General features: G+C 55.8%; 27 protein-coding genes. 23 read left to right on the top strand and 4 right to left on the bottom strand.

Translation table 11 applies throughout. The annotated features are described in order from the left end of the window. Positions 1 to 182: 182 nt before the first annotated feature. From mdcA to mdcH, 8 genes are all read left to right on the top strand, one after another. On the top strand, positions 183 to 1,838 hold the full coding sequence (gene mdcA, locus SK47_RS19950) for a malonate decarboxylase subunit alpha (RefSeq protein WP_003861669.1): 1,656 nt from the start codon (positions 183 to 185) through the stop codon (positions 1,836 to 1,838). After that, positions 1,838 to 2,695 (top strand): triphosphoribosyl-dephospho-CoA synthase, encoded by an 858-nt coding sequence (locus SK47_RS19945; protein ID WP_048244968.1) that lies wholly within the window; start codon positions 1,838 to 1,840, stop codon positions 2,693 to 2,695. The genes mdcA and SK47_RS19945 overlap by 1 nt, the downstream gene beginning before the upstream one ends. Before the next feature lie 9 nt (positions 2,696 to 2,704). Next, the gene (mdcC, locus tag SK47_RS19940) at positions 2,705 to 3,004 is read left to right on the top strand and encodes a malonate decarboxylase acyl carrier protein (protein WP_000411786.1); all 300 of its coding nucleotides are present in this window, start codon (positions 2,705 to 2,707) and stop codon (positions 3,002 to 3,004) included. Continuing rightward, entirely contained in the window at positions 2,997 to 3,830 is an 834-nt protein-coding gene (locus SK47_RS19935; RefSeq protein ID WP_003861672.1) for a biotin-independent malonate decarboxylase subunit beta, read from the top strand. The genes mdcC and SK47_RS19935 overlap by 8 nt, the downstream gene beginning before the upstream one ends. Then, entirely contained in the window at positions 3,830 to 4,630 is an 801-nt protein-coding gene (mdcE, locus tag SK47_RS19930) for a biotin-independent malonate decarboxylase subunit gamma (RefSeq protein ID WP_003861675.1), read from the top strand. Before SK47_RS19935 ends, mdcE begins: the two co-directional genes overlap by 1 nt. Before the next feature lie 123 nt (positions 4,631 to 4,753). Next, the gene (locus SK47_RS19925) at positions 4,754 to 5,713 is read left to right on the top strand and encodes an AEC family transporter (protein WP_032660605.1); all 960 of its coding nucleotides are present in this window, start codon (positions 4,754 to 4,756) and stop codon (positions 5,711 to 5,713) included. 2 nt (positions 5,714 to 5,715) lie between these two features. After that, a complete protein-coding gene (locus SK47_RS19920; RefSeq protein ID WP_023314937.1) occupies positions 5,716 to 6,333 on the top strand; it encodes a malonate decarboxylase holo-ACP synthase in 618 nt (205 codons plus the stop codon). After that, positions 6,333 to 7,229, top strand: a complete 897-nt coding sequence (gene mdcH, locus SK47_RS19915) for a malonate decarboxylase subunit epsilon (RefSeq protein ID WP_048244966.1) — start codon at positions 6,333 to 6,335, stop codon at positions 7,227 to 7,229. Before SK47_RS19920 ends, mdcH begins: the two co-directional genes overlap by 1 nt. A 39-nt stretch (positions 7,230 to 7,268) precedes the next feature. Here mdcH and SK47_RS19910 read toward each other — a convergent pair whose 3' ends face one another. Both SK47_RS19910 and SK47_RS19905 read right to left on the bottom strand, forming a co-directional pair. After that, positions 7,269 to 8,201, bottom strand: coding sequence for a LysR substrate-binding domain-containing protein (locus tag SK47_RS19910; RefSeq protein ID WP_023323815.1), 933 nt, complete (start codon positions 8,199 to 8,201; stop codon positions 7,269 to 7,271). A 15-nt stretch (positions 8,202 to 8,216) separates the two neighbouring features. Next, positions 8,217 to 10,121, bottom strand: a complete 1,905-nt coding sequence (locus SK47_RS19905; protein ID WP_003861684.1) for an ABC transporter ATP-binding protein — start codon at positions 10,119 to 10,121, stop codon at positions 8,217 to 8,219. A 129-nt stretch (positions 10,122 to 10,250) separates the two neighbouring features. Here SK47_RS19905 and kefG point away from each other — a divergent pair, with 129 nt between their 5' ends. The 4 genes from kefG (at position 10,251) to slyD (ending at position 13,509) form a co-directional block, all read left to right on the top strand. Further along, on the top strand, positions 10,251 to 10,805 hold the full coding sequence (gene kefG, locus SK47_RS19900) for a glutathione-regulated potassium-efflux system ancillary protein KefG (protein WP_059288194.1): 555 nt from the start codon (positions 10,251 to 10,253) through the stop codon (positions 10,803 to 10,805). Next, on the top strand, positions 10,805 to 12,610 hold the full coding sequence (gene kefB, locus SK47_RS19895; protein WP_048244964.1) for a glutathione-regulated potassium-efflux system protein KefB: 1,806 nt from the start codon (positions 10,805 to 10,807) through the stop codon (positions 12,608 to 12,610). The genes kefG and kefB overlap by 1 nt, the downstream gene beginning before the upstream one ends. A gap of 13 nt (positions 12,611 to 12,623) precedes the next feature. Beyond that, positions 12,624 to 12,824: a YheV family putative zinc ribbon protein gene (locus SK47_RS19890; protein WP_003861689.1), complete on the top strand. Its 201-nt coding sequence runs from the start codon at positions 12,624 to 12,626 to the stop codon at positions 12,822 to 12,824. A 94-nt stretch (positions 12,825 to 12,918) separates the two neighbouring features. Continuing rightward, positions 12,919 to 13,509, top strand: a complete 591-nt coding sequence (gene slyD / locus SK47_RS19885; protein WP_003861691.1) for a peptidylprolyl isomerase — start codon at positions 12,919 to 12,921, stop codon at positions 13,507 to 13,509. A gap of 51 nt (positions 13,510 to 13,560) precedes the next feature. Here slyD and SK47_RS19880 read toward each other — a convergent pair whose 3' ends face one another. Continuing rightward, positions 13,561 to 13,779: a protein SlyX gene (locus SK47_RS19880; RefSeq protein WP_003861693.1), complete on the bottom strand. Its 219-nt coding sequence runs from the start codon at positions 13,777 to 13,779 to the stop codon at positions 13,561 to 13,563. A gap of 238 nt (positions 13,780 to 14,017) precedes the next feature. On the opposite strand from SK47_RS19880, the gene fkpA reads away from it, so the two are divergent. The 11 genes from fkpA (at position 14,018) to bfr (ending at position 22,219) form a co-directional block, all read left to right on the top strand. Then, on the top strand, positions 14,018 to 14,836 hold the full coding sequence (gene fkpA, locus SK47_RS19875; protein ID WP_048241732.1) for an FKBP-type peptidyl-prolyl cis-trans isomerase: 819 nt from the start codon (positions 14,018 to 14,020) through the stop codon (positions 14,834 to 14,836). Between the two features lie 167 nt (positions 14,837 to 15,003). Beyond that, positions 15,004 to 15,726 carry a helix-turn-helix transcriptional regulator gene (locus SK47_RS19870; protein WP_003861697.1) on the top strand — a complete coding sequence of 241 codons (723 nt, stop codon included), beginning with the start codon at positions 15,004 to 15,006 and terminating at the stop codon, positions 15,724 to 15,726. Then, positions 15,726 to 16,112, top strand: coding sequence for a sulfurtransferase complex subunit TusD (tusD, locus tag SK47_RS19865; RefSeq protein ID WP_003861699.1), 387 nt, complete (start codon positions 15,726 to 15,728; stop codon positions 16,110 to 16,112). The genes SK47_RS19870 and tusD overlap by 1 nt, the downstream gene beginning before the upstream one ends. After that, the gene (tusC, locus tag SK47_RS19860) at positions 16,112 to 16,471 is read left to right on the top strand and encodes a sulfurtransferase complex subunit TusC (RefSeq protein WP_003861700.1); all 360 of its coding nucleotides are present in this window, start codon (positions 16,112 to 16,114) and stop codon (positions 16,469 to 16,471) included. The genes tusD and tusC overlap by 1 nt, the downstream gene beginning before the upstream one ends. A gap of 7 nt (positions 16,472 to 16,478) precedes the next feature. Beyond that, a complete protein-coding gene (gene tusB / locus SK47_RS19855; protein ID WP_047055082.1) occupies positions 16,479 to 16,766 on the top strand; it encodes a sulfurtransferase complex subunit TusB in 288 nt (95 codons plus the stop codon). Between the two features lie 124 nt (positions 16,767 to 16,890). Continuing rightward, positions 16,891 to 17,265: a 30S ribosomal protein S12 gene (gene rpsL / locus SK47_RS19850; protein WP_000246815.1), complete on the top strand. Its 375-nt coding sequence runs from the start codon at positions 16,891 to 16,893 to the stop codon at positions 17,263 to 17,265. Positions 17,266 to 17,361: 96 nt separating this feature from the next. Beyond that, complete coding sequence (gene rpsG, locus SK47_RS19845) at positions 17,362 to 17,832, top strand: 30S ribosomal protein S7 (protein ID WP_003861706.1); 471 nt, start codon at positions 17,362 to 17,364, stop codon at positions 17,830 to 17,832. A gap of 96 nt (positions 17,833 to 17,928) precedes the next feature. Beyond that, positions 17,929 to 20,043 carry an elongation factor G gene (gene fusA / locus SK47_RS19840; protein ID WP_022651946.1) on the top strand — a complete coding sequence of 705 codons (2,115 nt, stop codon included), beginning with the start codon at positions 17,929 to 17,931 and terminating at the stop codon, positions 20,041 to 20,043. A gap of 69 nt (positions 20,044 to 20,112) precedes the next feature. Next, entirely contained in the window at positions 20,113 to 21,297 is a 1,185-nt protein-coding gene (gene tuf, locus SK47_RS19835) for an elongation factor Tu (RefSeq protein WP_022651945.1), read from the top strand. 178 nt (positions 21,298 to 21,475) lie between these two features. Further along, complete coding sequence (bfd, locus tag SK47_RS19830; protein ID WP_003863268.1) at positions 21,476 to 21,670, top strand: bacterioferritin-associated ferredoxin; 195 nt, start codon at positions 21,476 to 21,478, stop codon at positions 21,668 to 21,670. 72 nt (positions 21,671 to 21,742) lie between these two features. Further along, a complete protein-coding gene (bfr, locus tag SK47_RS19825; RefSeq protein ID WP_003863270.1) occupies positions 21,743 to 22,219 on the top strand; it encodes a bacterioferritin in 477 nt (158 codons plus the stop codon). On the opposite strand, the gene SK47_RS19820 is transcribed toward bfr, so the two are convergent. After that, entirely contained in the window at positions 22,203 to 22,676 is a 474-nt protein-coding gene (locus tag SK47_RS19820) for a prepilin peptidase (protein WP_045895829.1), read from the bottom strand. The two genes, bfr and SK47_RS19820, sit on opposite strands and share 17 nt — an antisense overlap. Between the last annotated feature and the right edge of the window lie 144 nt (positions 22,677 to 22,820).

The raw sequence follows: 22,820 nt of genomic DNA, 5'->3' as shown, positions 1-22,820 counted from the left end.
TGTACCCCGTTTAGCCCGTTTTTCCGAAACATGAACTGATCCCGATCACAAATATTTACCTTGATTATTACTCTCAGGCTAATGATTTGCCTCTACGCTTAATTGATGCCTTTCTCACCAGAGCGCACACTTTACTCAACGTTAAGCAAATCAGAATGATGTGCTGAATCAGGAGGTTAATAATGTTATCTGGGCAAACACCCACCCGGCAATGGAACACCCGACGCAGTGAGAAAGCGCGTCGTCTGGCGTCCGTACCGGTGCAGGGCAAGGTACTGCCAACCGGCGATCTTGTCGCCATGCTGGAAAAACTGATCGCACCAGGCGACAAAGTCGTTCTGGAAGGCAACAACCAGAAGCAGGCGGATTTCCTTTCCCGTTCACTGGCGGAAGTGAACCCGCAAATCGTGCACGATCTGCATATGATCATGCCGAGCGTGGGCCGCAGCGAACATCTGGACATCTTTGAGAAAGGCATCGCCCGCAAGCTGGACTTCTCCTTCTCCGGTACGCAAAGCCTGCGCATTTCGCAGCTGCTGGAGGATGGTCAGCTCGAAATCGGGGCGATTCACACCTACATCGAACTCTACTCACGTTTATACGTCGACCTTTCGCCAAACGTGGCGCTGATTGCCGGTTTTAAAGCGGACCGCAAAGGCAACCTCTATACCGGGGCGAGTACCGAAGATACCCCGGCGCTGGTGGAAGCCGCCGCGTTCCACGACGGCATCGTCATCGCGCAGGTGAACGAGCTGGTGGATGACGAGTGCGACCTTCCGCGTGTGGATATTCCGGGCTCGTGGATTGATTTTGTGGTGGTTGCCGATAAGCCGTTCTTTATCGAACCGCTTTTCACCCGCGACCCACGCCTGATCAAACAGGAACACATCCTGATGGCGATGATGGCGATTAAAGGCATCTACGCCGAACACCAGGTGCAGTCCCTGAACCACGGGATTGGCTTTAATACCGCAGCGATCGAACTGCTGCTGCCAACCTACGGCGAACAGCTCGGACTCAAAGGCAAAATCTGTAAACACTGGACTTTGAACCCGCATCCAACGCTGATCCCGGCCATCGAAAGCGGCTGGGTGGAGAGCGTCCACTGCTTCGGCGGCGAGCTGGGGATGGAAGAGTACATCCGCGCCCGTCCGGACGTGTTCTTTACCGGTGCTGACGGCTCCATGCGCTCTAACCGCGCCTTCTGTCAGCTGGCTGGTCAGTACGCGGTCGATATGTTTATCGGTTCCACGCTACAGGTCGACGGTTACGCTAACTCCTCAACCGTGACCCGCGGCCGTCTCTCCGGCTTCGGCGGCGCGCCAAACATGGGCCACGATCCGCACGGTCGTCGCCACGCCACACCGGCCTGGCTGAACATGATCACCGAGCCTGACCCGATGCAGCGCGGTAAAAAGCTGGTTGTGCAGATGGTGGAAACCTTCCAGGCGGGCGTGAAGCCAACCTTCGTGGAAAAACTCGACGCTGTTGACGTCGCGAAAGCCTCCGGTATGCCGCTGGCGCCGGTCATGATTTATGGCGATGACGTCACCCACGTGCTGACGGAAGAGGGGATTGCTTACCTCTACCGGGCGAAAGATCTGGAAGAGCGTCGCGCCATGGTCGCCGCCGTGGCGGGTATCACCGATATCGGTCTGGGCGTTGACGCCAAACGCGTGGCGGAACTGCGCCAGAGCGGCAAGGTTGTGTATCCGGAAGATATGGGCATTCGTCGTACCGATGCCACTCGCTCTCTGCTGGCTGCGGGCAGCGTGGCTGACCTCGTTGAGTGGTCCGGTGGTCTGTATAACCCACCTGCGAAATTCCGGAGCTGGTAATGAAACTTCTGCCCCAGATCCAGGTTGAAGGCGGTGCCGAATGGCTGGCGCGAACCGCCACGCAGTGTCTGATTGACGAAGCACGTTTAAGCCCGAAACCCGGTCTGGTGGACAGCCGGGGGAACGGCGCGCACCACGATTTATCGCTTGCGCTGATGGAGCGCTCCGCTCGCAGCCTGACCCCCACGTTTCAGGCGCTGGCACAGCAGAGCTGGCAGCGTCCGGCGGATATTGCCCTCCGGCAAACCGTTGGCCGCCTGGGTCGCGAAGGTGAACGGCAGATGATGGCCGCTACCGACGGCGTGAACACGCACCGTGGCGCGATCTGGGCGCTGGGATTGCTGGTGAGCGCGGTGGCGATGCTGGGCGGCGATGCCCGGGCGCAAACCGTCGCGAACACCGCCGCTCAGCTGGCGAAGCTGCCGGATGACGTGGCGCCGAAAGTGTTCAGCAAGGGGTTACGCGTCACGCACCGCTACCGTGTACCGGGTGCGCGTGAAGAGGCTCAGCAGGCGTTTCCGCACATCATGCAGCGCGCGCTGCCGCAGCTTCGCCTCAGCCGTCTCAACGGCAGCAGCGAAACGCAGGCCAGACTCGACGCGCTGATGGCGATCATGACCTCGCTCACCGACACCTGCGTGCTGTCGCGCGCCGGCATGGAGGGGCTGGACGCCATGCAGAACGGCGCCCGTGCAGTGCTGAACGCCGGAGGATGCGCAACGCTCGCCGGGCAGCAGGCGCTGGCGCGGTTAGACCGTCAGATGCTGGCGCTTAACGCCTCGCCGGGCGGAGCCGCAGACCTGCTTGCCGCCACGCTGTTTCTTGACCGCGTCGAAACGCACTATTCAAAGCATTAAGAGGATGTTATGGAAAAAATCACATTGACCGTGCCCGCCAGCCGCGAAGTAAGCGGCAGGGCGCTGGCAGGGGTAGTCGGTTCCGGGGATATGGAGGTGCTTTTCACCGCCGAACCGGGCCAGACCTTAACCATTGATATCACCACCTCCGTCGACAACAGCCGCGGGCGCTGGGAGGCGTTGTTCAACCGCCTGCAAACCGTCAGCAGCCTGCCCGCAGGTAAGCTGACTATCCACGACTTCGGCGCGACGCCGGGCGTGGCACGCATTCGTATCGAACAGGTCTTTGAAGGGGTGAATCATGCGTGATGACAGCAGCTTTATCGAACTAAAAGCGCGCCAGCGTGCACAGGCGCTGCTCGACGACGGCAGCTACCGCGAACTGCTGGATCCGTTCGAAGGCATTATCTCGCCATGGCTTGGGCCACAGGGGATTGTTCCTCAGGCTGATGATGGCATGGTGGTCGCGAAAGGGACCATCAACGGCCAGCCTGCGGTGGTGGTGGCGATTGAAGGCACCTTCCAGGGCGGCAGCATGGGCGAAGTGTCCGGCGCCAAAATGGCGGCGGCGCTGGAGCTGGCGGCGGAAGATAACCGCAACGGCATTCCGACTCAGGCGGTACTGTGCCTCGAAACCGGTGGCGTGCGTTTGCAGGAAGCCAACCTTGGCCTGGCGGCGATTGCCGATATCCACGCCGCGATCGTTGACCTGCGTCGCTATACCCCGGTCGTCGGGATTGTCGCCGGGACCGTAGGCTGCTTCGGCGGGATGTCTATCGCCGCGGCGCTGTGCAGCTATCTGATTGTGACCCGCGAAGCGCGTCTTGGCCTCAACGGCCCGCAGGTTATTGAGCAGGAAGCGGGCATTGAAGAGTACGACTCCCGCGACCGTCCGTTTATCTGGAGCATGACCGGCGGCGAAGTGCGCTATGAAAGCGGGCTGGTGGACGCGCTCGTCGGCGACGGCGTGAACGCGGTGAAAGCCGCGATGAACGAGGCCATCGCCAAAGGCGTACCGGCGAAACATCGCACCGATAACTACGACGATTATCTGAACCGTCTGACGAATTTCGACACCCGCAAACAGGCCGATGCCGAACAGATTAAAGCGCTTTTTGCCCGGGAGGTGAAATGATGACTAACTCAATTAGCCGTGGCGAACTCTGGCTGGAAACTCTGGCCCCGAACGCGAAACGTCTGGAGGGGTTATGCCCGTCCGTGCAGGCCGCAGACGGCGAGCTGAACGGTGAAACGGTGCGTTTTGTCGCCGTGGTGCCGGACGCCAACAACCACTTCCCGCGCGCGGCGCAAGGGGAAGTCGGCCTGCTGGAAGGCTGGACGCTGGCAAAAGTGGTCAGCGAAACCGTTGCCGCTGATGCAGATAAAGCCGTGAAGCGCCCGATTGTGGCGGTAATCGACGTCCCAAGCCAGGCCTATGGCCGTCGCGAAGAGGCGTTTGGCATCCACCAGGCGCTGGCCGGCGCCGCTGCCGCCTACGCTAATGCGCGGCTGGCAGGTCATCCGGTGATTGGTCTTATCGTCGGTAAGGCCATGTCCGGCGCGTTTCTGGCGCACGGCTACCAGGCTAACCGTCTGATTGCCTTCAACGATAAAGGCGTGCTGATCCACGCCATGGGCAAAGAGTCTGCGGCGCGCATTACGCTGCGTACCGTTGAGGCGCTGGAAAAACTGGCGGCAACCATTCCGCCAATGGCGTACGACATCAGCAACTACGCCACGCTGGGGTTGCTTTCCGACCTGCTGGATATCAGCAATCCGGATGCCCCTTCCGAAAGCGATCTGACGCGGGTGAAAACCACCCTGCAACAGGCCATCAGTGACGCTCGTCAGGACACCACGTTGAAAAACCGTCTGGGTGCTGACAACCGCCGCAGCTCAGCGCTCGTACGTGAACGTATGCGAGCCAGCTGGTAAGTAAAAAGAGACCTGCCAGATGCATCACCCCGTGGGCGCGCCCGTTGCGTCCACGCGGGAACCTGCATCCTGAAAATAATAAACATCGCGCCAGTGCTTAAACTTTTTTACTACAGGTGATTTATGACTTACGTAATTGTTCATGCTCTTGCACCGATTTTCGTCATCATGCTGCTGGGATTCTGGGCCGGTAAGGCAAAGATGGTCGATAACAAAAATGTTTCCCTGCTGAATATCTTCGTGATGGATTTTGCACTCCCGGCCGCGCTATTCAGCGCCACCGTGCAAACCCCGTGGACCGGCATCGTGGCGCAGTCGCCGCTGATCCTGGTTCTCACTCTGGCGATGTGGATCACCTATGCGGTCATCTACTTCCTCGCGACAAACGTATTTAAAAAATCCCCGCAGGATGCGGCCGTGCTGACGCTCACCGTCGCCTTGCCAAACTATGCGGCGCTCGGCCTGCCGATTTTGGGCAGCGTGCTGGGTGAAAGTTCTTCTACTTCTCTCTCCGTGGCGGTCTCCATCGCCTGTGGTTCGGTGCTGATGACCCCGTTCTGCCTGCTGATTCTGGAGCGTGAGAAAGCCCGCGCCGAAGGCAATAACTCCGGTTCAACGCTTTCCATGCTGCCGGTGCTGATGTGGCGCTCCATTAAAAAACCGATCGTGATGGGCCCGCTGCTGGGTGTGATCCTGTCCGCTATCGGCATCAAAATGCCGGAGCTGGTGCTGGCGGCGATTAAACCGCTGGGACTGTCCGCGACCGCTGCGGCGCTGTTCCTGACCGGCGTGATCCTCTCCGCGCGTAAGCTTCAGATCAACACCATGGTGATCACTTCTACTATCGCCAAGCTGCTGATCCAGCCAGCGATTGCCTGGGGTATCGTTTTAATCTTCGGTCTGCACGGCTCCGTGGCGATCACCGCCATCCTGATGATTGCGCTGTCCGCGGGCTTCTTTGGCGTGGTGTTCGGTAACCGCTTTGGCGTGCAGTCGCCGGATGCTGAAGCCGTGCTGCTGTTAAGCTCCGTACTGTGTATCCTGTCGCTGCCGCTGTTTATCTCGCTGACTTCAGGAATGTAATCATGACCACAACATTACGCCCACACGACCTCATCTGGCTTACCGCGCGCGACGCCCTGGAAGGGATTACTGAATCCTGGGTGGACGCGGCCTGGCATACCGGGCTGCCGGTAGTGGTGCGGCGTGATGTTGATAATGAAGGCCGTATTCCCGTTGGCGTGCGGGGATTGCGCCGCGACCAGCGGGCGGCCGGATGGGTGAAGCCTGAGAACGTGTTGCGCGTGGTGTCGCCCGAAGATTTGAGCGTTGCCGCCGACCTGCTGCGTTCGCCGTTTATCACCCAGCCGCCGGTTCAGGTGGCGCTTCAGCTTGCGCAGCAGTCATGGCCGTGGACGTGGGGGATAACCGGCAGTACGGGTTACGCGCTGGCGACCGGCATTCCGGTGATCCACGCCGACAGCGATCTCGATCTGCTGATCCGCGCCCCGCGTACCGTTTCCCCTGAGGCGTTTACTGACTGGCAGGCTCAGCTCAGTCGTGCGTTGTGCCGGGCGGATACACAGGTGGATACGCCCGAGGGCGGATTCGCGCTGGCGGAATGGTTACGCGACGGCAAAACGCTGCTAAAAACGCAATATGGGCCGCGCCTGGTGGCGGATCCATGGCACAGGGAGGAGTAATGAAAATACTGTTTACCTTTCCGGGGCAGGGCACACAGCACGAAGGTATGCTGCAAAACCTGCCGGGAACGGAGCTGGAGCAGGCCCGTGCTGTGCTGGGGGCGGAAGTCGATACCCTGGACAGCGCAGCCTCGTTAACCCACACCCGCGCGGTTCAGCTTTCGCTGCTGATTGCCGGCGTGGCCTGGGCGCGCGAGCTGGAGCGTCGCGGCGTGTCGCCGGATATCGTCAGCGGGCTGTCCATTGGCGCTTATCCTGCGGCGGTTATCGCCGGTGCGCTGGACTTTACGGACGCGCTGAAGCTGGTGGCGCTGCGCGGCGATCTGATGGAGCAGGCGTATCCCCACGGCTACGGCCTGACGGCGATAATGGGGTTGACCCTGCCCCAGGTGGAAAACCTGATTCAGGGGACAGGAACCTATATCGCTAACCTGAACGCCGAAACGCAGATCGTGATTGCCGGAGCCGATGACGGCATGGCGCAGGTAGCCGAACGCGCGCTGGCGAAGGGCGCGAACAAGGCCAAACGGCTGGCGGTAAGCGTACCGTCGCACTGTGAACTGCTGGCGGAACCGGCGCAGAAGCTGGCCGCAGCGTTTGAATCAGTCACGCTTTCACGCCCCCGCTGCGCGTACCTGAGCGGCAGTACCGGGCGCGTGCTTTGGCAGCCAGAGAAAATTGCCAACGACCTGGCGATGAATATGGCGCGAACCGTGCGCTGGCAGGAGGCGGTGATTTCCGCTAACGAGCGCGAAGCGCGTCTGGCGATTGAGATGCCGCCTGGGGGTATTCTGACCTGTCTGACGCGGCAGGCGGCGTGGGAAGGCGAATCCATTTCGCTGGAGCGCAGCGGAGTGGATGTGGCGGTGCATCTGGCGGGTCGGCTTCAGCGGTGACTTTTTGCCCGGTAAGCGTAGCGCCACCGGGCAATAACATCAGGCACTATCCTGCAAACTTCTGGCATACATCCGCCCTTCCGCGGCCAGCGCCCGCAGGCTCGGATCCTGCTCGCGGTTGCGGGCAAAGACGATCGCAATCAGCTGCTGCATCTGGTACGGCTGCGCCAGCTTCAGTAGCTGCACCGAATTTTCGTACACTTTCTTCATCCTGCCCGGCATCAGCGTAAACCCGACTCCCGCCTGCACCAGGCTCAGCATCGAGAAGATATCGTTCACGCGCGTCACAATCTCCGGCTCGAAACCGGCGATATGAAACGCTTCCTGAAACCCGGCGTAAGTGGCGAACCCTTCCGCGAGGGCGACAAACTTCTGATCTTTATAGTCACGCAGATCGGCGGGGCCGCTGGTATTCAGCGTGGCAGAAGCCGGTGCGGCAAGGAAAATATCGTCATGGAACAGAGGAAGCACTTCGAGGCTGTTACGGTCGATATCGCTTTCGGAGATAGAGATTAAAATCGCATCCAGCGATCCCTCATCCAGCATATGGAGCAGGGTTTCGTTCGAGCCCATCGTCAGATCCATCTCCAGATCCGGACGGCGCAGCTTCATGCCCATTATCAGGCGCGGCACGGTTTCCAGCGTCAGCGAGTAGAGCGTGCCGACGCGTAACCGCCCCTGACCAATGCCGGCGATCTTGCGCGACTCTTCCAGCCCGCGCTCCATCACCTGCATCACCTCCTGACAATACTCCAGCAGCGTCCACGCGGAGGGGAGGGCAATCAGGTTACGCCCTTTGTGAGCAAAGAGCGGGCAGCGGACGTTCTCTTCGAGGGTATGCAGCGCGCGGTGCACGCTGACACCGCTCAGGCCGAGCGTTTCGGCGGTACGTGCGATATTGCCCTTCTCCATGAACGTCATGAAGATGCTGAGCTTACGGAATGTAATCTCGCTCGTGGTATCGAAGCTCATAACCCTCCCGGCGTGTTAGTCGGCTTGCAGCATCGCTTCCAGCTGTTCCTGCGCGTCCAGCCATGCCATTTCGCACTCTTCGAGGCTGGATTTGGTTTTCGCCTGAGTTTGCAGACAGTCCGTCAGCTCCGCTTTGCGGCTCTGATCGTACAGTTCGCTGTCGCCCAGCTTCTCTTCGACGGCAGCAAGCGTGGCGTTGAGCTTTTCCATCTCTTTTTCGAGGCGGGCAATCTCTTTACGCAGCGGTTGCGTCTGGGTGCGCAGCTCCGCTTCACGGCGCTTCTGGTCTTTACGCGCCTGGGCGCTGTTGGCGTTGTCTTTCGCTGACTCTTCCGGCTGGTTTTCCTGCTTCTGCACGTCCGTCAGCCACTGCTGGTAGTCTTCCAGGTCGCCGTCAAACGGTTCGACTTTGCCGCCGTGTACCAGATAGAGATCGTCGGTGGTGGAGCGGATCAGGTGGCGATCGTGCGACACGACAACCAGCGCCCCTTCGAACTCAATCAGCGCTTCGGTCAGCGCCTGACGCATGTCGAGATCGAGGTGGTTGGTTGGTTCATCAAGCAGCAGCAGGTTTGGACGCTGCCAGACGATCAGCGCCAGTACCAGACGCGCTTTTTCACCACCGGAGAAACGCGCTGTATTTTCAGTTACCTTATCGCCCTGGAAGCCAAAGCCGCCGAGGTAGTCGCGCAGCTTCTGCTCCATTTCCTGCGGCGCCAGGCGCGCCAGGTGCTGGATCGGCGATTCATCCGCGCGTAAAAATTCCAGCTGATGCTGGGCGAAGTAGCCAAGCTTGATGCCTTTCGCCAGGCCGATTTCGCCGCTGACCGGGTTAAGCTCGCCCGCCAGCAGCTTGATCAGCGTCGATTTACCGGCGCCGTTACGTCCCAGCAGGCCAATGCGTGAACCTGGCACCAGGTTGAGCTTGATAGAGTCGAGGATAATGCGATCGCCATAGCCCGCGCTCACTTTTTCCATTTTCAGCAGCGGGTTCGGCAGGCTCTCCGGCTCGCGGAAACTGAAGTGGAATGGGTTATCCACATGCGCGGGAGCGATCATCTCCATGCGTTCCAGCATCTTGATGCGGCTCTGCGCCTGCTTGGCTTTTGACGCCTTGGCCTTGAAGCGATCCACAAAGCTTTGCAGGTGCGCCACGCGCTGCTGCTGGCTTTCATACATCGCCTGTTGCTGGGCAAGGCGCGTCGCGCGCTGGCGCTCGAAAGAGCTGTAGTTGCCGGTGTATTCGAACATGCTTTGCTGTTCGATATGAATGATTTTATCCACCACCGGATCGAGGAAGTCGCGGTCGTGGGAGATCAGAATCAGAGTGCCCTGATAGCTCTTGAGCCACTTCTCCAGCCAAATAACCGCATCAAGATCGAGGTGGTTGGTGGGTTCATCGAGCAGCAGGAGGTCGGAGCGGCAGATCAGCGCCTGCGCCAGGTTGAGGCGCATACGCCAGCCGCCGGAGAAATCGCTCACCGGGCGTTCAAGCTGTTCGTTGCTGAAACCCAGGCCGTGCAGCAGGCTGGAGGCGCGGGAGCGAATGGTCCAGGCATCGATGGCGTCCAGCTTGCCGTGGACGGTGGCGATGGCGTGGCCGTCGTTGCGTTCGTTGGCGGCGTTGAGCTCTGCTTCGAGCTTGCGGTATTCACGGTCGCCGTCGATAACATAGTCGAGCGCGGGTTCGCTCAGCGCGGGCGTCTCCTGGTTCACCCAGGCGAGCTGCCAGTTGCCCGGGAAGGTAAAGTTACCGCCATCCGCGCTTATCTCGTTTTTCAGCAGTGCCAGCAGGGTGGATTTACCGCAGCCGTTTTTGCCGACCAGCCCCACTTTCTGGCCCGGGTTGATGGTAGCAGTCGCGTTATCCAGCAGGACGCGCACGCCGCGACGAATTTGTAACGAGGAGAAAACAATCATAGAAGCGCCGTATGTTCCGACTATGTTAATTTGTCATTATGATAATGTAAGGTGTGGGCCATTTTCCCCACCGGGCCGCCATGGTAGCCCAAAACGACAACAATACACAAAAACAGAACCGGGAGGGGAATGATGTCTCAGACAGCGAAAGTGCTGCTGCTGTATGCCCATCCGGAATCACAGGACTCGGTGGCGAACCGGGTGCTGCTTAAGCCGGCCACACAGCTCAGTAACGTAACGGTGCACGATCTCTACGCGCACTATCCCGATTTTTTTATCGATATTCCTTACGAGCAGGAACTGCTGCGTCAGCACGACGTGATTGTGTTCCAGCATCCGCTTTATACATACAGCTGTCCGGCATTGCTGAAAGAGTGGCTGGACCGCGTGCTGAGCCGGGGCTTCTCCAGCGGGGTGGGGGGCAACCAGCTGGCGGGAAAGTACTGGCGGAGTGTCATTACCACCGGTGAGCCGGAAAGCGCTTACCGTCACGACGGGCTGAACCGTTACCCCATGAGCGACATTCTGCGGCCGTTTGAGCTGACGGCGGCGATGTGCCGTATGCACTGGATGAGCCCGATTATTATCTACTGGGCACGGCGGCAGGATCCGAAAGCGCTGGCGAGCCATGCCAGGGCCTATGGCGAATGGCTGGCGTCACCGATTCCGGCGGGAGGACGCTAATGGACGGTTCGAATTTACTCCTTGCCGGGGTGCTGTTTTTGTTCGCCGCCGTCGTCGCGGTCCCGCTTGCCGCGCGTCTCGGCATTGGCGCGGTGCTGGGTTATTTGCTGGCTGGGATAGCCATTGGCCCCTGGGGGCTTGGGTTTATCAGCGATGTGGATGAAATTCTCCACTTCTCTGAACTGGGCGTGGTCTTCCTGATGTTCATCATTGGCCTTGAGCTGAACCCCTCCAAGCTGTGGCAGCTGCGGCAATCTATTTTTGGCGTCGGGGCGGCGCAGGTGTTACTCAGCGCGGCCATTCTCGCGGGACTGCTGATGTTGACGCAGTTTTCCTGGCAGGCCGCGGTGATTGGCGGGATCGGTCTTGCGATGTCGTCGACGGCGATGGCGCTTCAGCTGATGCGCGACAAAGGGATGAACCGCAACGAGGCGGGGCAACTGGGCTTTTCGGTGCTGCTGTTCCAGGATTTAGCGGTGATCCCGGCGCTGGCGCTGGTGCCGCTGCTGGCGGGATCCGGAGACGATCATTTCGACTGGATGAAGATTTCCATGAAGGTGCTGGCCTTCGCGGGGATGCTGATCGGCGGACGGTTTTTACTGCGTCCGGTATTCCGGTTTATTGCAGCATCTGGCGTGCGCGAGGTATTCACCGCCGCAACGCTGCTGCTGGTGCTTGGCTCAGCGCTGTTTATGGATGCGCTGGGGCTGTCGATGGCGCTTGGGACGTTTATCGCCGGGGTGCTGCTTGCGGAAAGCGAGTACCGCCACGAGCTGGAGACCGCCATCGATCCGTTTAAGGGGCTGCTGCTAGGGCTGTTCTTTATCTCGGTGGGTATGGCGCTTAATCTTGGCGTGCTCTATACCCATCTGCTGTGGGTTATTGCGAGTGTCGCCGTGCTGGTGGCGGTCAAAACGCTGGTGCTGTATCTCCTCGCGAGGATTTACGGGCTGCGCAGCTCGGAAAGAATGCAGTTTTCCAGCGTGTTAAGCCAGGGGGGAGAATTTGCGTTTGTGCTGTTTTCCACGGCGTCGTCTCAGAAGCTGTTCAAAGATGACCAGATGGCGCTGCTGCTGGTGACGGTCACGCTGTCGATGATGACCACCCCGCTGCTGATGAAGCTGGTGGACAAACTGCTGTCGCGCCGCCTGAATCCCGCAGACGATGAAGACGAAGCGCCGTGGGTGGAAGATGATAAACCGCAGGTGATCGTTGTGGGCTTTGGTCGCTTCGGACAGGTGATTGGTCGCCTGTTGATGGCAAATAAAATGCGCATTACGGTGCTGGAGCGCGATATCAGCGCCGTCAACCTGATGCGCAAATATGGTTATAAGGTGTACTACGGCGATGCGACGCAGCTTGAGCTGTTGCGCTCGGCGGGCGCAGAGGCTGCGGAGTCCATCGTCATCACCTGCAACGATCCGGAAGACACGATGAAGCTGGTGGAGCTGTGCCAGCAGCATTTCCCGCATCTGCATATTCTGGCGCGTGCGCGTGGACGTGTGGAGGCTCACGAACTTTTGCAGGCGGGTGTGAAACACTTCTCCCGCGAAACCTTCTCCAGCGCGCTGGAGCTGGGACGCAAGGCGCTGGTTTCGCTGGGTATGCATCCTCATCAGGCGCAACGCGCCCAGATGCATTTCCGCAGGCTGGATATGCGAATGCTGCGTGAACTGATGCCCGTGCACAGCGACACGGCGCAGATCTCCCGCATGCGGGAAGCGCGTCGCGAACTGGAGGAGATCTTCCAGCGTGAGATGCAACAGGAACGACGCCAGCTCGACGGCTGGGATGAATTTGAATAAAGGGTAACGAAAGATGGCTGTACGTAAACGCTTTATCGCGGGCGCAAAATGCCCATCCTGCCAGGCGCAAGATACGCTGGCCATGTGGCGTGAAAATAATATCGATATCGTTGAATGTGTTAAGTGCGGTCACCAGATGCGTGAGGCCGACAAAGAAGCCCGCGATCATGTTCGCAAAGAAGAGCAAGTGATCGGCATTTTTCATCCAGACTAGCGATATGCTCTGAGTTTTTTTAAGCTTAAGGGTACACGGGTGCAGATTTCCGCTACAATCTGCGCCAGCAATTTTCCCACGCTCAGGAGATATCATGAAAGTAGCAAAAGACCTGGTGGTCAGCCTGGCCTATCAGGTACGTACAGAAGACGGTGTGTTGGTTGATGAGTCTCCGGTGAGTGCGCCGCTGGACTACCTGCATGGTCACGGTTCCCTGATTTCCGGCCTGGAAACGGCGCTGGAAGGCCATGAAGTTGGCGACAAATTCGACGTTGCTGTAGGCGCGAACGACGCTTACGGTCAGTATGACGACAACCTGGTTCAGCGCGTTCCTAAAGACGTATTCATGGGCGTTGACGAGTTGCAGGTTGGCATGCGCTTCCTGGCGGAAACTGACCAGGGTCCGGTTCCGGTTGAAATCACTGAAGTTGAAGACGACCACGTTGTGGTTGACGGCAACCACATGCTGGCGGGTCAGAACCTGAAGTTCAACGTAGAAGTTGTTGCGATCCGTGAAGCGACTGAAGAAGAGCTGGCTCATGGCCACGTTCACGGTGCGCACGGTCACGACCATGACCACGATCACGGCCATGACGGCTGCTGCGGTGGTCACGGCCACGACCATGGTCATGACCACGGCCACGGTAAAGGTGGTTGCGGTAACGGCGGCTGCGGTTGCCACTGATTCCGTACTCCGGAAAATAAAAAAGCGGGATAATCCCGCTTTTTTTACGCCTCAATAATGAGGTGGTGGCGTCTCTTCTGACTGAGAGGCAATGTTTGACGGCTGCGTGGCCTTCAGCTTTTCCGTCAGCAGGCGCATGTGATCGCGCAGTTTTGCCATTTCAAGCTCATGGGCCGTCACGGTCTGGTTCAGTTCTTCGATGGTGATGTCCTGAAAAGCCAGGCGGCTTTCCAGCTCAGCCAGTCTCGCTTCGATCGTTGTATCCTTCATCATTCACCTCGTTTATCTGTCGTTCGCCATAATGGACCAGCGGCGGCGAAGTTTAGCTGACTTTTTCCTTAAGTACAGTATCCATCTCCCTGACAAGAAACTTATTTAAACAAAAATAGTCTGAAAAGAAGCGACATTCGGGGGAGTCTGTCTGTAGATTTCTTCCACAACGTTTTATAGTACGTCACTCATTTACGTTTAACACTGGGGTGAGAGACCTCAGGTCCTGGAGATATGGATGAAATCACTGTTTAAAGTTACGCTGCTGGCGACCACTATGGCTGTAGCGCTCAATGCGCCGCTGTCTTTCGCTGCTGATACTGCTGCGAAGCCTGCTGCGACTACAGACAGCAAAGCGGCATTCAAAAATGACGACCAGAAATCCGCCTACGCACTTGGCGCGTCTCTGGGTCGTTACATGGAAAACTCTCTGAAAGAACAAGAGAAACTGGGCATCAAACTGGACAAAAACCAGCTGATCGCAGGGGTCCAGGATGCGTTCGCAGACAAGAGCAAACTGTCTGACCAGGAAATCGAGCAGACTCTGCAAGCGTTTGAAGCGCGCGTGAAAGGCGCCGCTCAGACCAAGATGGAAGCAGATGCTAAAGATAACGAAGCGAAAGGCAAAGCCTACCGCGACAAGTTCGCTAAAGAGAAAGGCGTTAAAACGTCTTCTACTGGCCTGATCTATAAGATTGAGAAAGAAGGTACTGGCGACGCGCCTAAAGACAGCGACACCGTTGTGGTGAACTACAAAGGTACGCTGATCGACGGTAAAGAGTTCGATAACTCTTATACCCGTGGTGAGCCTCTCTCCTTCCGTCTGGATGGTGTGATCCCGGGCTGGACCGAAGGCCTGAAGAACATCAAGAAAGGCGGTAAAATCAAGCTGGTCATCCCACCGGATCTGGCTTACGGCAAAACCGGCGTTCCGGGTATCCCGGCTAACTCCACGCTGGTATTTGATGTAGAACTGCTGGACATCAAACCGGCGCCGAAAGCGGATGCGAAAACAGACGCACCGGCTGACGACAAAGCCGCAGCAGCTAAGAAGTAATGCTGAAAAAAACCGCCGCCTTTACAGGCGGCGGTTTTTTTATTGTGGGGCAGATATAATTAACACTGGAAAGCGTTATACACGCTGTATTAATTTAGTTGTCCGTGTAGATAATGAGCCTGCCCTGAAAACCTAACGACAGGCTCCTGAAAAGGAGTGTTTTTTTCATGTCCAGGTCGCTTTTAACCAACGAAACCAGTGAACTTGATTTGCTGGATCAACGTCCATTTGACCAGACCGACTTCGATATTCTGAAATCCTACGAAGCGGTAGTGGACGGGTTAGCGATGCTCATTGGTTCCCACTGCGAAATCGTATTGCATTCCCTGCAAGATCTTAAGTGTTCCGCTATCCGCATTGCGAATGGTGAGCACACTGGCCGTAAAATTGGTTCGCCAATCACCGACCTTGCATTGCGTATGTTGCATGACATGACCGGCGCGGACAGCAGCGTCTCAAAATGCTATTTCACCCGCGCCAAAAGCGGCGTGCTGATGAAATCAGAAACGATCGCGATTCGAAACCGCGAACACCGGGTAATCGGTTTGCTGTGCATCAACATGAACCTTGATGTGCCATTCTCGCAAATCATGAGCACCTTCATCCCGCCAGAAACGCCGGACGTGGGCTCATCGGTGAACTTTGCTTCTTCGGTTGAGGATCTCGTGACCCAGACGCTGGAGTTCACCATTGAAGAGGTGAATGCCGATCGCAACGTATCCAACAACGCCAAGAATCGTCAGATCGTCCTGAACCTCTATGAGAAAGGGATTTTTGATATCAAAGATGCCATCAACCAGGTGGCCGATCGCCTGAATATCTCCAAACACACGGTTTACCTCTATATTCGCCAGTTCAAAAGCGGCGACTTTCTGGGACAAGACAAGTAATGCGTTTTGCGTTAATGGTGACGGGCCCGGCGTACGGTACCCAGCAGGCCAGCAGCGCGCTACAGTTTGCCCATGCGCTGCTTGATGCCGGTCATGAACTGGCAAGCGTCTTCTTCTATCGTGAAGGGGTCTATAACGCGAACCAGTTTACGTCCCCGGCGAGCGATGAGTTTGACCTTGTGCGCGCCTGGCAAAAATTAAACGAAACGCAGGGCGTTGACCTGCATATCTGCGTCGCGGCGGCACTGCGTCGCGGCGTGACGGATGCGACCGAAGCCGAACGCCTTGGTCTGGCGGGGGCTAACCTGCAACCAGGCTTTTCCCTCAGTGGTCTAGGTGCCCTGGCACAGGCGGCGTTGACCTGCGACAGAGTGGTGCAATTTTGATGAAGCGTGTAGCGTTTGTTTTTACTTCTGCGCCGCATGGCAGCGCTTCAGGCCGGGAAGGGCTGGATGCATTGCTCGCGACATCGGCATTAACCGAAGATATCGGCGTCTTCTTTTTAGGCGATGGCGTATTCCAGCTTCTTGCAGGCCAACAACCGCAGGCCATTCTTGCGCGCGACTACATTGCGACCTTTAAAGTTCTGCCGCTCTATGACATTGAAACCTTCTATGTGTGCGCCGACTCGCTGGCCGCGCGTGGGTTAAACGAGAAAACACCGTTCGTGCTGGACGTGACGATCCTGACATCTGCTGCGCTGCGCGAACAACTCTCTCACTACGATACCGTTCTGACTTTCTGAGGCTGCCATGCTCCATACCCTGAGCCGTTCACCGTGGCAATGCGATATCGACACGTTACTGAGCATGCTGCGCGAAGGTGATGATCTGCTGCTGATTCAGGATGGCGTGCTCGCGGCGCTTGAAGGCAGCCGTTTTGTTGAAATCCTCGCGAATGCCCCCATAACAGTCTCTGCGCTGAAAGAGGATCTGGATGCGCGGGGTCTTTCTGGTCAAATTTCAGCCAAAATTGACGTGGTTGGCTATACTGAATTCGTCAATCTTACTGTGACGCACGCCAGTCAAATGAACTGGTGATTTGAGATCGCTGTATATTTCTTGACACCTTTTCGACGTAGCCCTAAAATTTCGCGTCCTCATATTGTATGAGGTCGTTTTATTACGTGTTTACGAAGCAAAAGCTAAAACCAGGAGCTATTTAATGGCAACAGTTAACCAGCTGGTACGCAAACCACGTGCACGCAAAGTTGCAAAAAGCAACGTGCCTGCGCTGGAAGCCTGCCCGCAGAAACGTGGCGTATGTACTCGTGTATATACCACCACTCCTAAAAAACCAAACTCCGCACTGCGTAAAGTATGCCGTGTGCGTTTGACTAACGGTTTTGAAGTGACTTCCTACATCGGTGGTGAAGGTCACAACCTTCAGGAGCACTCCGTGATCCTGATCCGTGGCGGTCGTGTTAAAGACCTTCCGGGTGTTCGTTACCACACCGTTCGTGGTGCGCTGGACTGCTCAGGTGTTAAAGACCGTAAGCAGGCTCGCTCCAAGTACGGCGTGAAGCGTCCTAAGGCTTAATGGTTCTCCGTTAAGTAAGGCCAAACTGATTTATCTTAATGTCAAACTAAACTCGTAGAGTTTTGGACAATCCTGAATTAACAACGGAGTAATCCCATGCCACGTCGTCGCGTCATTGGTCAGCGTAAAATTCTTCCAGATCCGAAATTCGGATCAGAACTGCTGGCAAAATTTGTAAATATCCTGATGGTAGATGGTAAAAAATCTACCGCAGAAGCAATCGTATACAGCGCGCTGGAGACCCTGGCTCAGCGTTCTGGTAAAAATGAACTGGAAGCCTTCGAAGTCGCTCTCGACAACGTGCGCCCGACTGTAGAAGTTAAGTCTCGCCGCGTTGGTGGTTCTACTTATCAGGTTCCAGTTGAAGTTCGTCCGGTTCGTCGTAATGCTCTGGCAATGCGTTGGATCGTTGAAGCTGCTCGTAAACGCGGTGATAAATCCATGGCTCTGCGTCTGGCGAACGAACTTTCTGATGCTGCGGAAAACAAAGGTACCGCAGTTAAGAAACGTGAAGACGTTCACCGTATGGCAGAAGCCAACAAGGCGTTCGCACACTACCGTTGGTAATCCCTTCGGAGTCGTAGTCACCAGGCGGGCGCTTCAGAGAAGCCGCCCGCTCTGGGTAACTTAACTGAACGCCTAAAGATATAAACGAGGAATCAAATGGCTCGTACAACACCCATCGCACGCTACCGTAACATCGGTATCAGTGCGCACATCGACGCCGGTAAAACCACTACTACCGAACGTATTCTGTTCTACACCGGTGTAAACCATAAAATCGGTGAAGTTCATGACGGCGCAGCCACCATGGACTGGATGGAACAGGAGCAGGAGCGTGGTATTACTATCACCTCCGCAGCGACTACTGCATTCTGGTCAGGTATGGCTAAGCAGTACGAACCGCATCGCGTAAACATCATCGACACCCCAGGGCACGTTGACTTCACCATCGAAGTAGAACGTTCCATGCGTGTTCTTGACGGCGCGGTAATGGTTTATTGCGCAGTTGGTGGTGTTCAGCCACAGTCTGAAACCGTATGGCGTCAGGCAAACAAATATAAAGTTCCACGCATCGCGTTCGTTAACAAAATGGACCGTATGGGTGCTAACTTCCTGAAAGTTGTTGGCCAGATCAAAACCCGTCTGGGCGCGAACCCTGTTCCGCTTCAGCTGGCAATTGGTGCTGAAGAAGGTTTCACCGGCGTTATCGACCTGGTGAAAATGAAAGCCATCAACTGGAACGAAGCAGATGCGGGCGTTACCTTCGAATACGAAGATATCCCGGCAGAGATGCAGGACCTGGCTGACGAATGGCACCAGAACCTGATCGAATCCGCAGCAGAAGCTTCTGAAGAGCTGATGGAAAAATACCTGGGTGGTGAAGAACTGTCTGAGCAAGAGATCAAATCTGCTCTGCGTCAGCGCGTTCTGAACAACGAAATCATCCTGGTAACCTGTGGTTCTGCGTTCAAGAACAAAGGTGTTCAGGCGATGCTGGATGCGGTAGTTGACTACCTGCCATCCCCGATTGACGTTCCTGCGATCAACGGCATCCTGGACGACGGTAAAGATACTCCGGCTGAGCGTCACGCAAGTGATGAAGAGCCATTCTCTGCACTGGCGTTCAAAATTGCTACCGACCCATTCGTGGGTAACCTGACCTTCTTCCGCGTTTACTCTGGTGTGGTTAACTCCGGTGACACCATCCTGAACTCCGTGAAAGCGGCGCGTGAACGTTTTGGCCGTATCGTACAGATGCACGCTAACAAACGTGAAGAGATCAAAGAAGTTCGTGCGGGCGACATCGCTGCTGCTATCGGTCTGAAAGACGTGACCACTGGTGACACTCTGTGTGACCCGGATCACCCGATCATTCTGGAGCGTATGGAATTCCCTGAGCCGGTAATCTCCATCGCAGTTGAACCAAAAACCAAAGCTGACCAGGAAAAAATGGGTCTGGCTCTGGGCCGTCTGGCGAAAGAAGACCCATCATTCCGTGTATGGACTGATGAAGAATCTAACCAGACCATCATCGCTGGTATGGGTGAACTGCACCTGGACATCATCGTTGACCGTATGAAGCGTGAATTCAACGTTGAAGCGAACGTGGGTAAACCTCAGGTTGCTTACCGCGAAGCGATTCGCGCGAAAGTTACCGACGTTGAAGGTAAACACGCTAAGCAGTCTGGTGGTCGCGGTCAGTACGGTCACGTTGTGATCGACATGTACCCACTGGAGCCGGGCTCTAACCCGAAAGGTTACGAGTTCATCAACGACATCAAAGGTGGTGTAATTCCTGGCGAATACATCCCTGCCGTTGATAAAGGCATCCAGGAGCAGCTGAAAGCTGGTCCTCTGGCTGGTTACCCGGTTGTAGACATGGGTGTTCGTCTGCACTTCGGTTCTTACCACGACGTTGACTCCTCTGAACTGGCGTTTAAACTGGCTGCGTCTATTGCCTTTAAAGAAGGCTTTAAGAAAGCAAAACCAGTTCTGCTTGAGCCGATCATGAAGGTTGAAGTAGAAACTCCTGAAGAGAACACCGGTGACGTTATCGGTGACTTGAGCCGTCGTCGCGGTATGCTGCGTGGTCAGGAATCCGAAGTAACTGGCGTTAAGATCCACGCTGAAGTTCCGCTGTCTGAAATGTTCGGATATGCAACTCAGCTGCGTTCTCTGACCAAAGGTCGTGCATCATACACTATGGAATTCCTGAAGTATGATGATGCGCCGAACAACGTTGCTCAGGCCGTTATCGAAGCCCGTGGTAAGTAATCCACAGGATTAAAACCTAAGTCCCGTGCTCTCTCCGAAGGGGAGAGCACTATAGTAAGGAATATAGCCGTGTCTAAAGAAAAATTTGAACGTACAAAACCGCACGTCAACGTTGGTACTATCGGCCACGTTGACCATGGTAAAACTACCCTGACTGCTGCAATCACTACCGTACTGGCTAAAACCTACGGCGGTGCTGCTCGTGCTTTCGATCAGATCGATAACGCACCAGAAGAAAAAGCTCGTGGTATCACCATCAACACCTCTCACGTTGAGTATGACACCCCGACTCGCCACTACGCACACGTAGACTGCCCAGGCCACGCCGACTATGTTAAAAACATGATCACCGGTGCTGCGCAGATGGACGGCGCGATCCTGGTTGTTGCTGCGACTGACGGCCCTATGCCTCAGACTCGTGAGCACATCCTGCTGGGTCGTCAGGTAGGCGTTCCTTACATCATCGTGTTCCTGAACAAGTGCGACATGGTTGATGACGAAGAGCTGCTGGAACTGGTAGAGATGGAAGTTCGTGAACTGCTGTCTCAGTACGATTTCCCAGGCGACGACACTCCAATCGTTCGTGGTTCCGCGCTGAAAGCGCTGGAAGGCGAAGCAGAGTGGGAAGAGAAAATCATCGAACTGGCTGGCTACCTGGATTCTTACATCCCAGAACCAGAGCGTGCGATTGACAAGCCATTCCTGCTGCCAATCGAAGACGTATTCTCCATCTCCGGTCGTGGTACCGTTGTTACCGGTCGTGTAGAGCGCGGTATCATCAAAGTTGGTGAAGAAGTTGAAATCGTTGGTATCAAAGAGACTGCGAAGTCTACCTGTACTGGCGTTGAAATGTTCCGCAAACTGCTGGACGAAGGCCGTGCTGGTGAGAACGTTGGTGTTCTGCTGCGTGGTATCAAACGTGAAGAAATCGAACGTGGTCAGGTTCTGGCGAAGCCAGGCTCAATCAAGCCACACACCAAGTTCGAATCTGAAGTGTACATTCTGTCCAAAGACGAAGGCGGCCGTCATACTCCGTTCTTCAAAGGCTACCGTCCACAGTTCTACTTCCGTACAACTGACGTGACCGGTACCATCGAACTGCCAGAAGGCGTAGAGATGGTAATGCCAGGCGACAACATCAAGATGGTTGTGACTCTGATCCACCCAATCGCGATGGACGACGGTCTGCGTTTCGCAATCCGTGAAGGCGGCCGTACCGTTGGCGCGGGCGTTGTTGCTAAAGTTCTGGGCTAATTAATTATCCCTGAAATAAAAAGGACGCTTCGGCGTCCTTTTTTGTTTTCTACCGTAAAGTCGCTGTCATAAAAATTCGCATTTTTTGTCTTCTCCCGCCACGTATTCCGGCGCCTGTGCTATTGTAATCATAACCATTCTCACTTACACTTTGCGCATATTTTGAACGGGAGTCTTTATGTACGTTTGTTTATGTAATGGTGTAAGCGACAAAAAAATTCGTCAGGCCGTTCGCCAGTTTCAACCACAATCTTTCCAGCAGCTTCGCAAGTTTGTTCCGGTGGGAAATCAATGCGGTAAATGCGTTCGCGCAGCGCGTGAGATCATGCAGGACGAACTGATGCAGATCCCGGAATTCAAAGAGATCGCGTAAGCCTCTATCTTTTTTTTGACATCCCCGTAGCCCGATCTACGCTTCAATGAGTGGAAGCGGAGGGACTATATAATGAAAGGTGATGTTAAAATCATAAGTTATCTCAATAAATTATTGGGAAATGAGCTTGTCGCAATCAATCAGTATTTTCTCCATGCAAGAATGTTCAAAAACTGGGGACTGACTCGCCTCAACGATGTTGAATACCATGAGTCCATTGATGAAATGAAACACGCCGATAAATACATTGAGCGTATTTTATTCCTCGAAGGCATTCCTAACCTACAGGATCTCGGAAAACTGGGCATCGGAGAAGATGTCGAAGAGATGCTGCGTTCTGATCTCCGGCTGGAGCTGGAGGGTGCAAAAGACCTGCGTGAAGCCATTGCCTATGCGGACAGCGTACATGACTACGTCAGCCGCGATATGATGATCCAGATCCTGGCCGATGAAGAAGGGCACATCGACTGGCTTGAGACCGAACTGGATCTCATTAGCAAAATTGGCCTACAGAACTACCTTCAGTCTCAGATCAAAGTGGAAAGTTAATCAGGCTTTCCCAGCCAACGCATAAACCCGCTGCCGCCAGAAATGGCCCAAAAGGCAGTGGGTTTTTTAATGCCTGCTTATCAGGAGTAAACAACGAGAAAGCAACCAGATACAGCAGAGCCATTAACGCGGCTACGAGTGCCAGTACTGGCAGTACACACCAGCCATGCCATGCCCCCAGCGCCGCCAGATATTTTATGTCGCCATATCCCATACCTTCACGTCGGCAGATGAGCCGATATCCCCAATAGATAACGGCGAATCCGGCGTATCCTGCCAGCGCACCCACCACCGCGCTCGGCAAAAAATCAGGATGGAGGCAGAGCTGGTAAAGCAGGCCGGTCCATAGCAGCGGGCAAAGAAATTTATCGGGAAGAAGCCCCGTGCGAATATCGGTGCGAACAAGCAAGGCCGATAAAGCAAAATAGATCAGCAGAAAGGGGAGGGACAGTAGCATAGCGAAAGCCTCAAAACGGTTTGAGCGCATACTCGTAATAATCTACATGTCCGGCAATGTGCAAAAACAGCAATTGCGTAGCGGCTTCAGACGAAGAGTTGAGAAGGGATACTTTGCATAAAAAAATGCGAGGCCTTACGCAGA

The organism is Enterobacter sp. BWH52 (assembly GCF_001037565.1).
Lineage (GTDB): Bacteria > Pseudomonadota > Gammaproteobacteria > Enterobacterales > Enterobacteriaceae > Enterobacter > Enterobacter hormaechei_C.
This window is presented reverse-complemented; position numbering and strand designations above follow the sequence as displayed.

Coding starts and splice junctions, on each gene's coding strand:
- mdcA (WP_003861669.1), top strand. CDS start 183: ATGTTATCTGGGCAAACACCCACCCGGCAATGGAACACCCGACGCAGT.
- SK47_RS19945 (WP_048244968.1), top strand. CDS start 1,838: ATGAAACTTCTGCCCCAGATCCAGGTTGAAGGCGGTGCCGAATGGCTG.
- mdcC (WP_000411786.1), top strand. CDS start 2,705: ATGGAAAAAATCACATTGACCGTGCCCGCCAGCCGCGAAGTAAGCGGC.
- SK47_RS19935 (WP_003861672.1), top strand. CDS start 2,997: ATGCGTGATGACAGCAGCTTTATCGAACTAAAAGCGCGCCAGCGTGCA.
- mdcE (WP_003861675.1), top strand. CDS start 3,830: ATGACTAACTCAATTAGCCGTGGCGAACTCTGGCTGGAAACTCTGGCC.
- SK47_RS19925 (WP_032660605.1), top strand. CDS start 4,754: ATGACTTACGTAATTGTTCATGCTCTTGCACCGATTTTCGTCATCATG.
- SK47_RS19920 (WP_023314937.1), top strand. CDS start 5,716: ATGACCACAACATTACGCCCACACGACCTCATCTGGCTTACCGCGCGC.
- mdcH (WP_048244966.1), top strand. CDS start 6,333: ATGAAAATACTGTTTACCTTTCCGGGGCAGGGCACACAGCACGAAGGT.
- SK47_RS19910 (WP_023323815.1), bottom strand. CDS start 8,201: ATGAGCTTCGATACCACGAGCGAGATTACATTCCGTAAGCTCAGCATC.
- SK47_RS19905 (WP_003861684.1), bottom strand. CDS start 10,121: ATGATTGTTTTCTCCTCGTTACAAATTCGTCGCGGCGTGCGCGTCCTG.
- kefG (WP_059288194.1), top strand. CDS start 10,251: ATGATGTCTCAGACAGCGAAAGTGCTGCTGCTGTATGCCCATCCGGAA.
- kefB (WP_048244964.1), top strand. CDS start 10,805: ATGGACGGTTCGAATTTACTCCTTGCCGGGGTGCTGTTTTTGTTCGCC.
- SK47_RS19890 (WP_003861689.1), top strand. CDS start 12,624: ATGGCTGTACGTAAACGCTTTATCGCGGGCGCAAAATGCCCATCCTGC.
- slyD (WP_003861691.1), top strand. CDS start 12,919: ATGAAAGTAGCAAAAGACCTGGTGGTCAGCCTGGCCTATCAGGTACGT.
- SK47_RS19880 (WP_003861693.1), bottom strand. CDS start 13,779: ATGAAGGATACAACGATCGAAGCGAGACTGGCTGAGCTGGAAAGCCGC.
- fkpA (WP_048241732.1), top strand. CDS start 14,018: ATGAAATCACTGTTTAAAGTTACGCTGCTGGCGACCACTATGGCTGTA.
- SK47_RS19870 (WP_003861697.1), top strand. CDS start 15,004: ATGTCCAGGTCGCTTTTAACCAACGAAACCAGTGAACTTGATTTGCTG.
- tusD (WP_003861699.1), top strand. CDS start 15,726: ATGCGTTTTGCGTTAATGGTGACGGGCCCGGCGTACGGTACCCAGCAG.
- tusC (WP_003861700.1), top strand. CDS start 16,112: ATGAAGCGTGTAGCGTTTGTTTTTACTTCTGCGCCGCATGGCAGCGCT.
- tusB (WP_047055082.1), top strand. CDS start 16,479: ATGCTCCATACCCTGAGCCGTTCACCGTGGCAATGCGATATCGACACG.
- rpsL (WP_000246815.1), top strand. CDS start 16,891: ATGGCAACAGTTAACCAGCTGGTACGCAAACCACGTGCACGCAAAGTT.
- rpsG (WP_003861706.1), top strand. CDS start 17,362: ATGCCACGTCGTCGCGTCATTGGTCAGCGTAAAATTCTTCCAGATCCG.
- fusA (WP_022651946.1), top strand. CDS start 17,929: ATGGCTCGTACAACACCCATCGCACGCTACCGTAACATCGGTATCAGT.
- bfd (WP_003863268.1), top strand. CDS start 21,476: ATGTACGTTTGTTTATGTAATGGTGTAAGCGACAAAAAAATTCGTCAG.
- bfr (WP_003863270.1), top strand. CDS start 21,743: ATGAAAGGTGATGTTAAAATCATAAGTTATCTCAATAAATTATTGGGA.
- SK47_RS19820 (WP_045895829.1), bottom strand. CDS start 22,676: ATGCTACTGTCCCTCCCCTTTCTGCTGATCTATTTTGCTTTATCGGCC.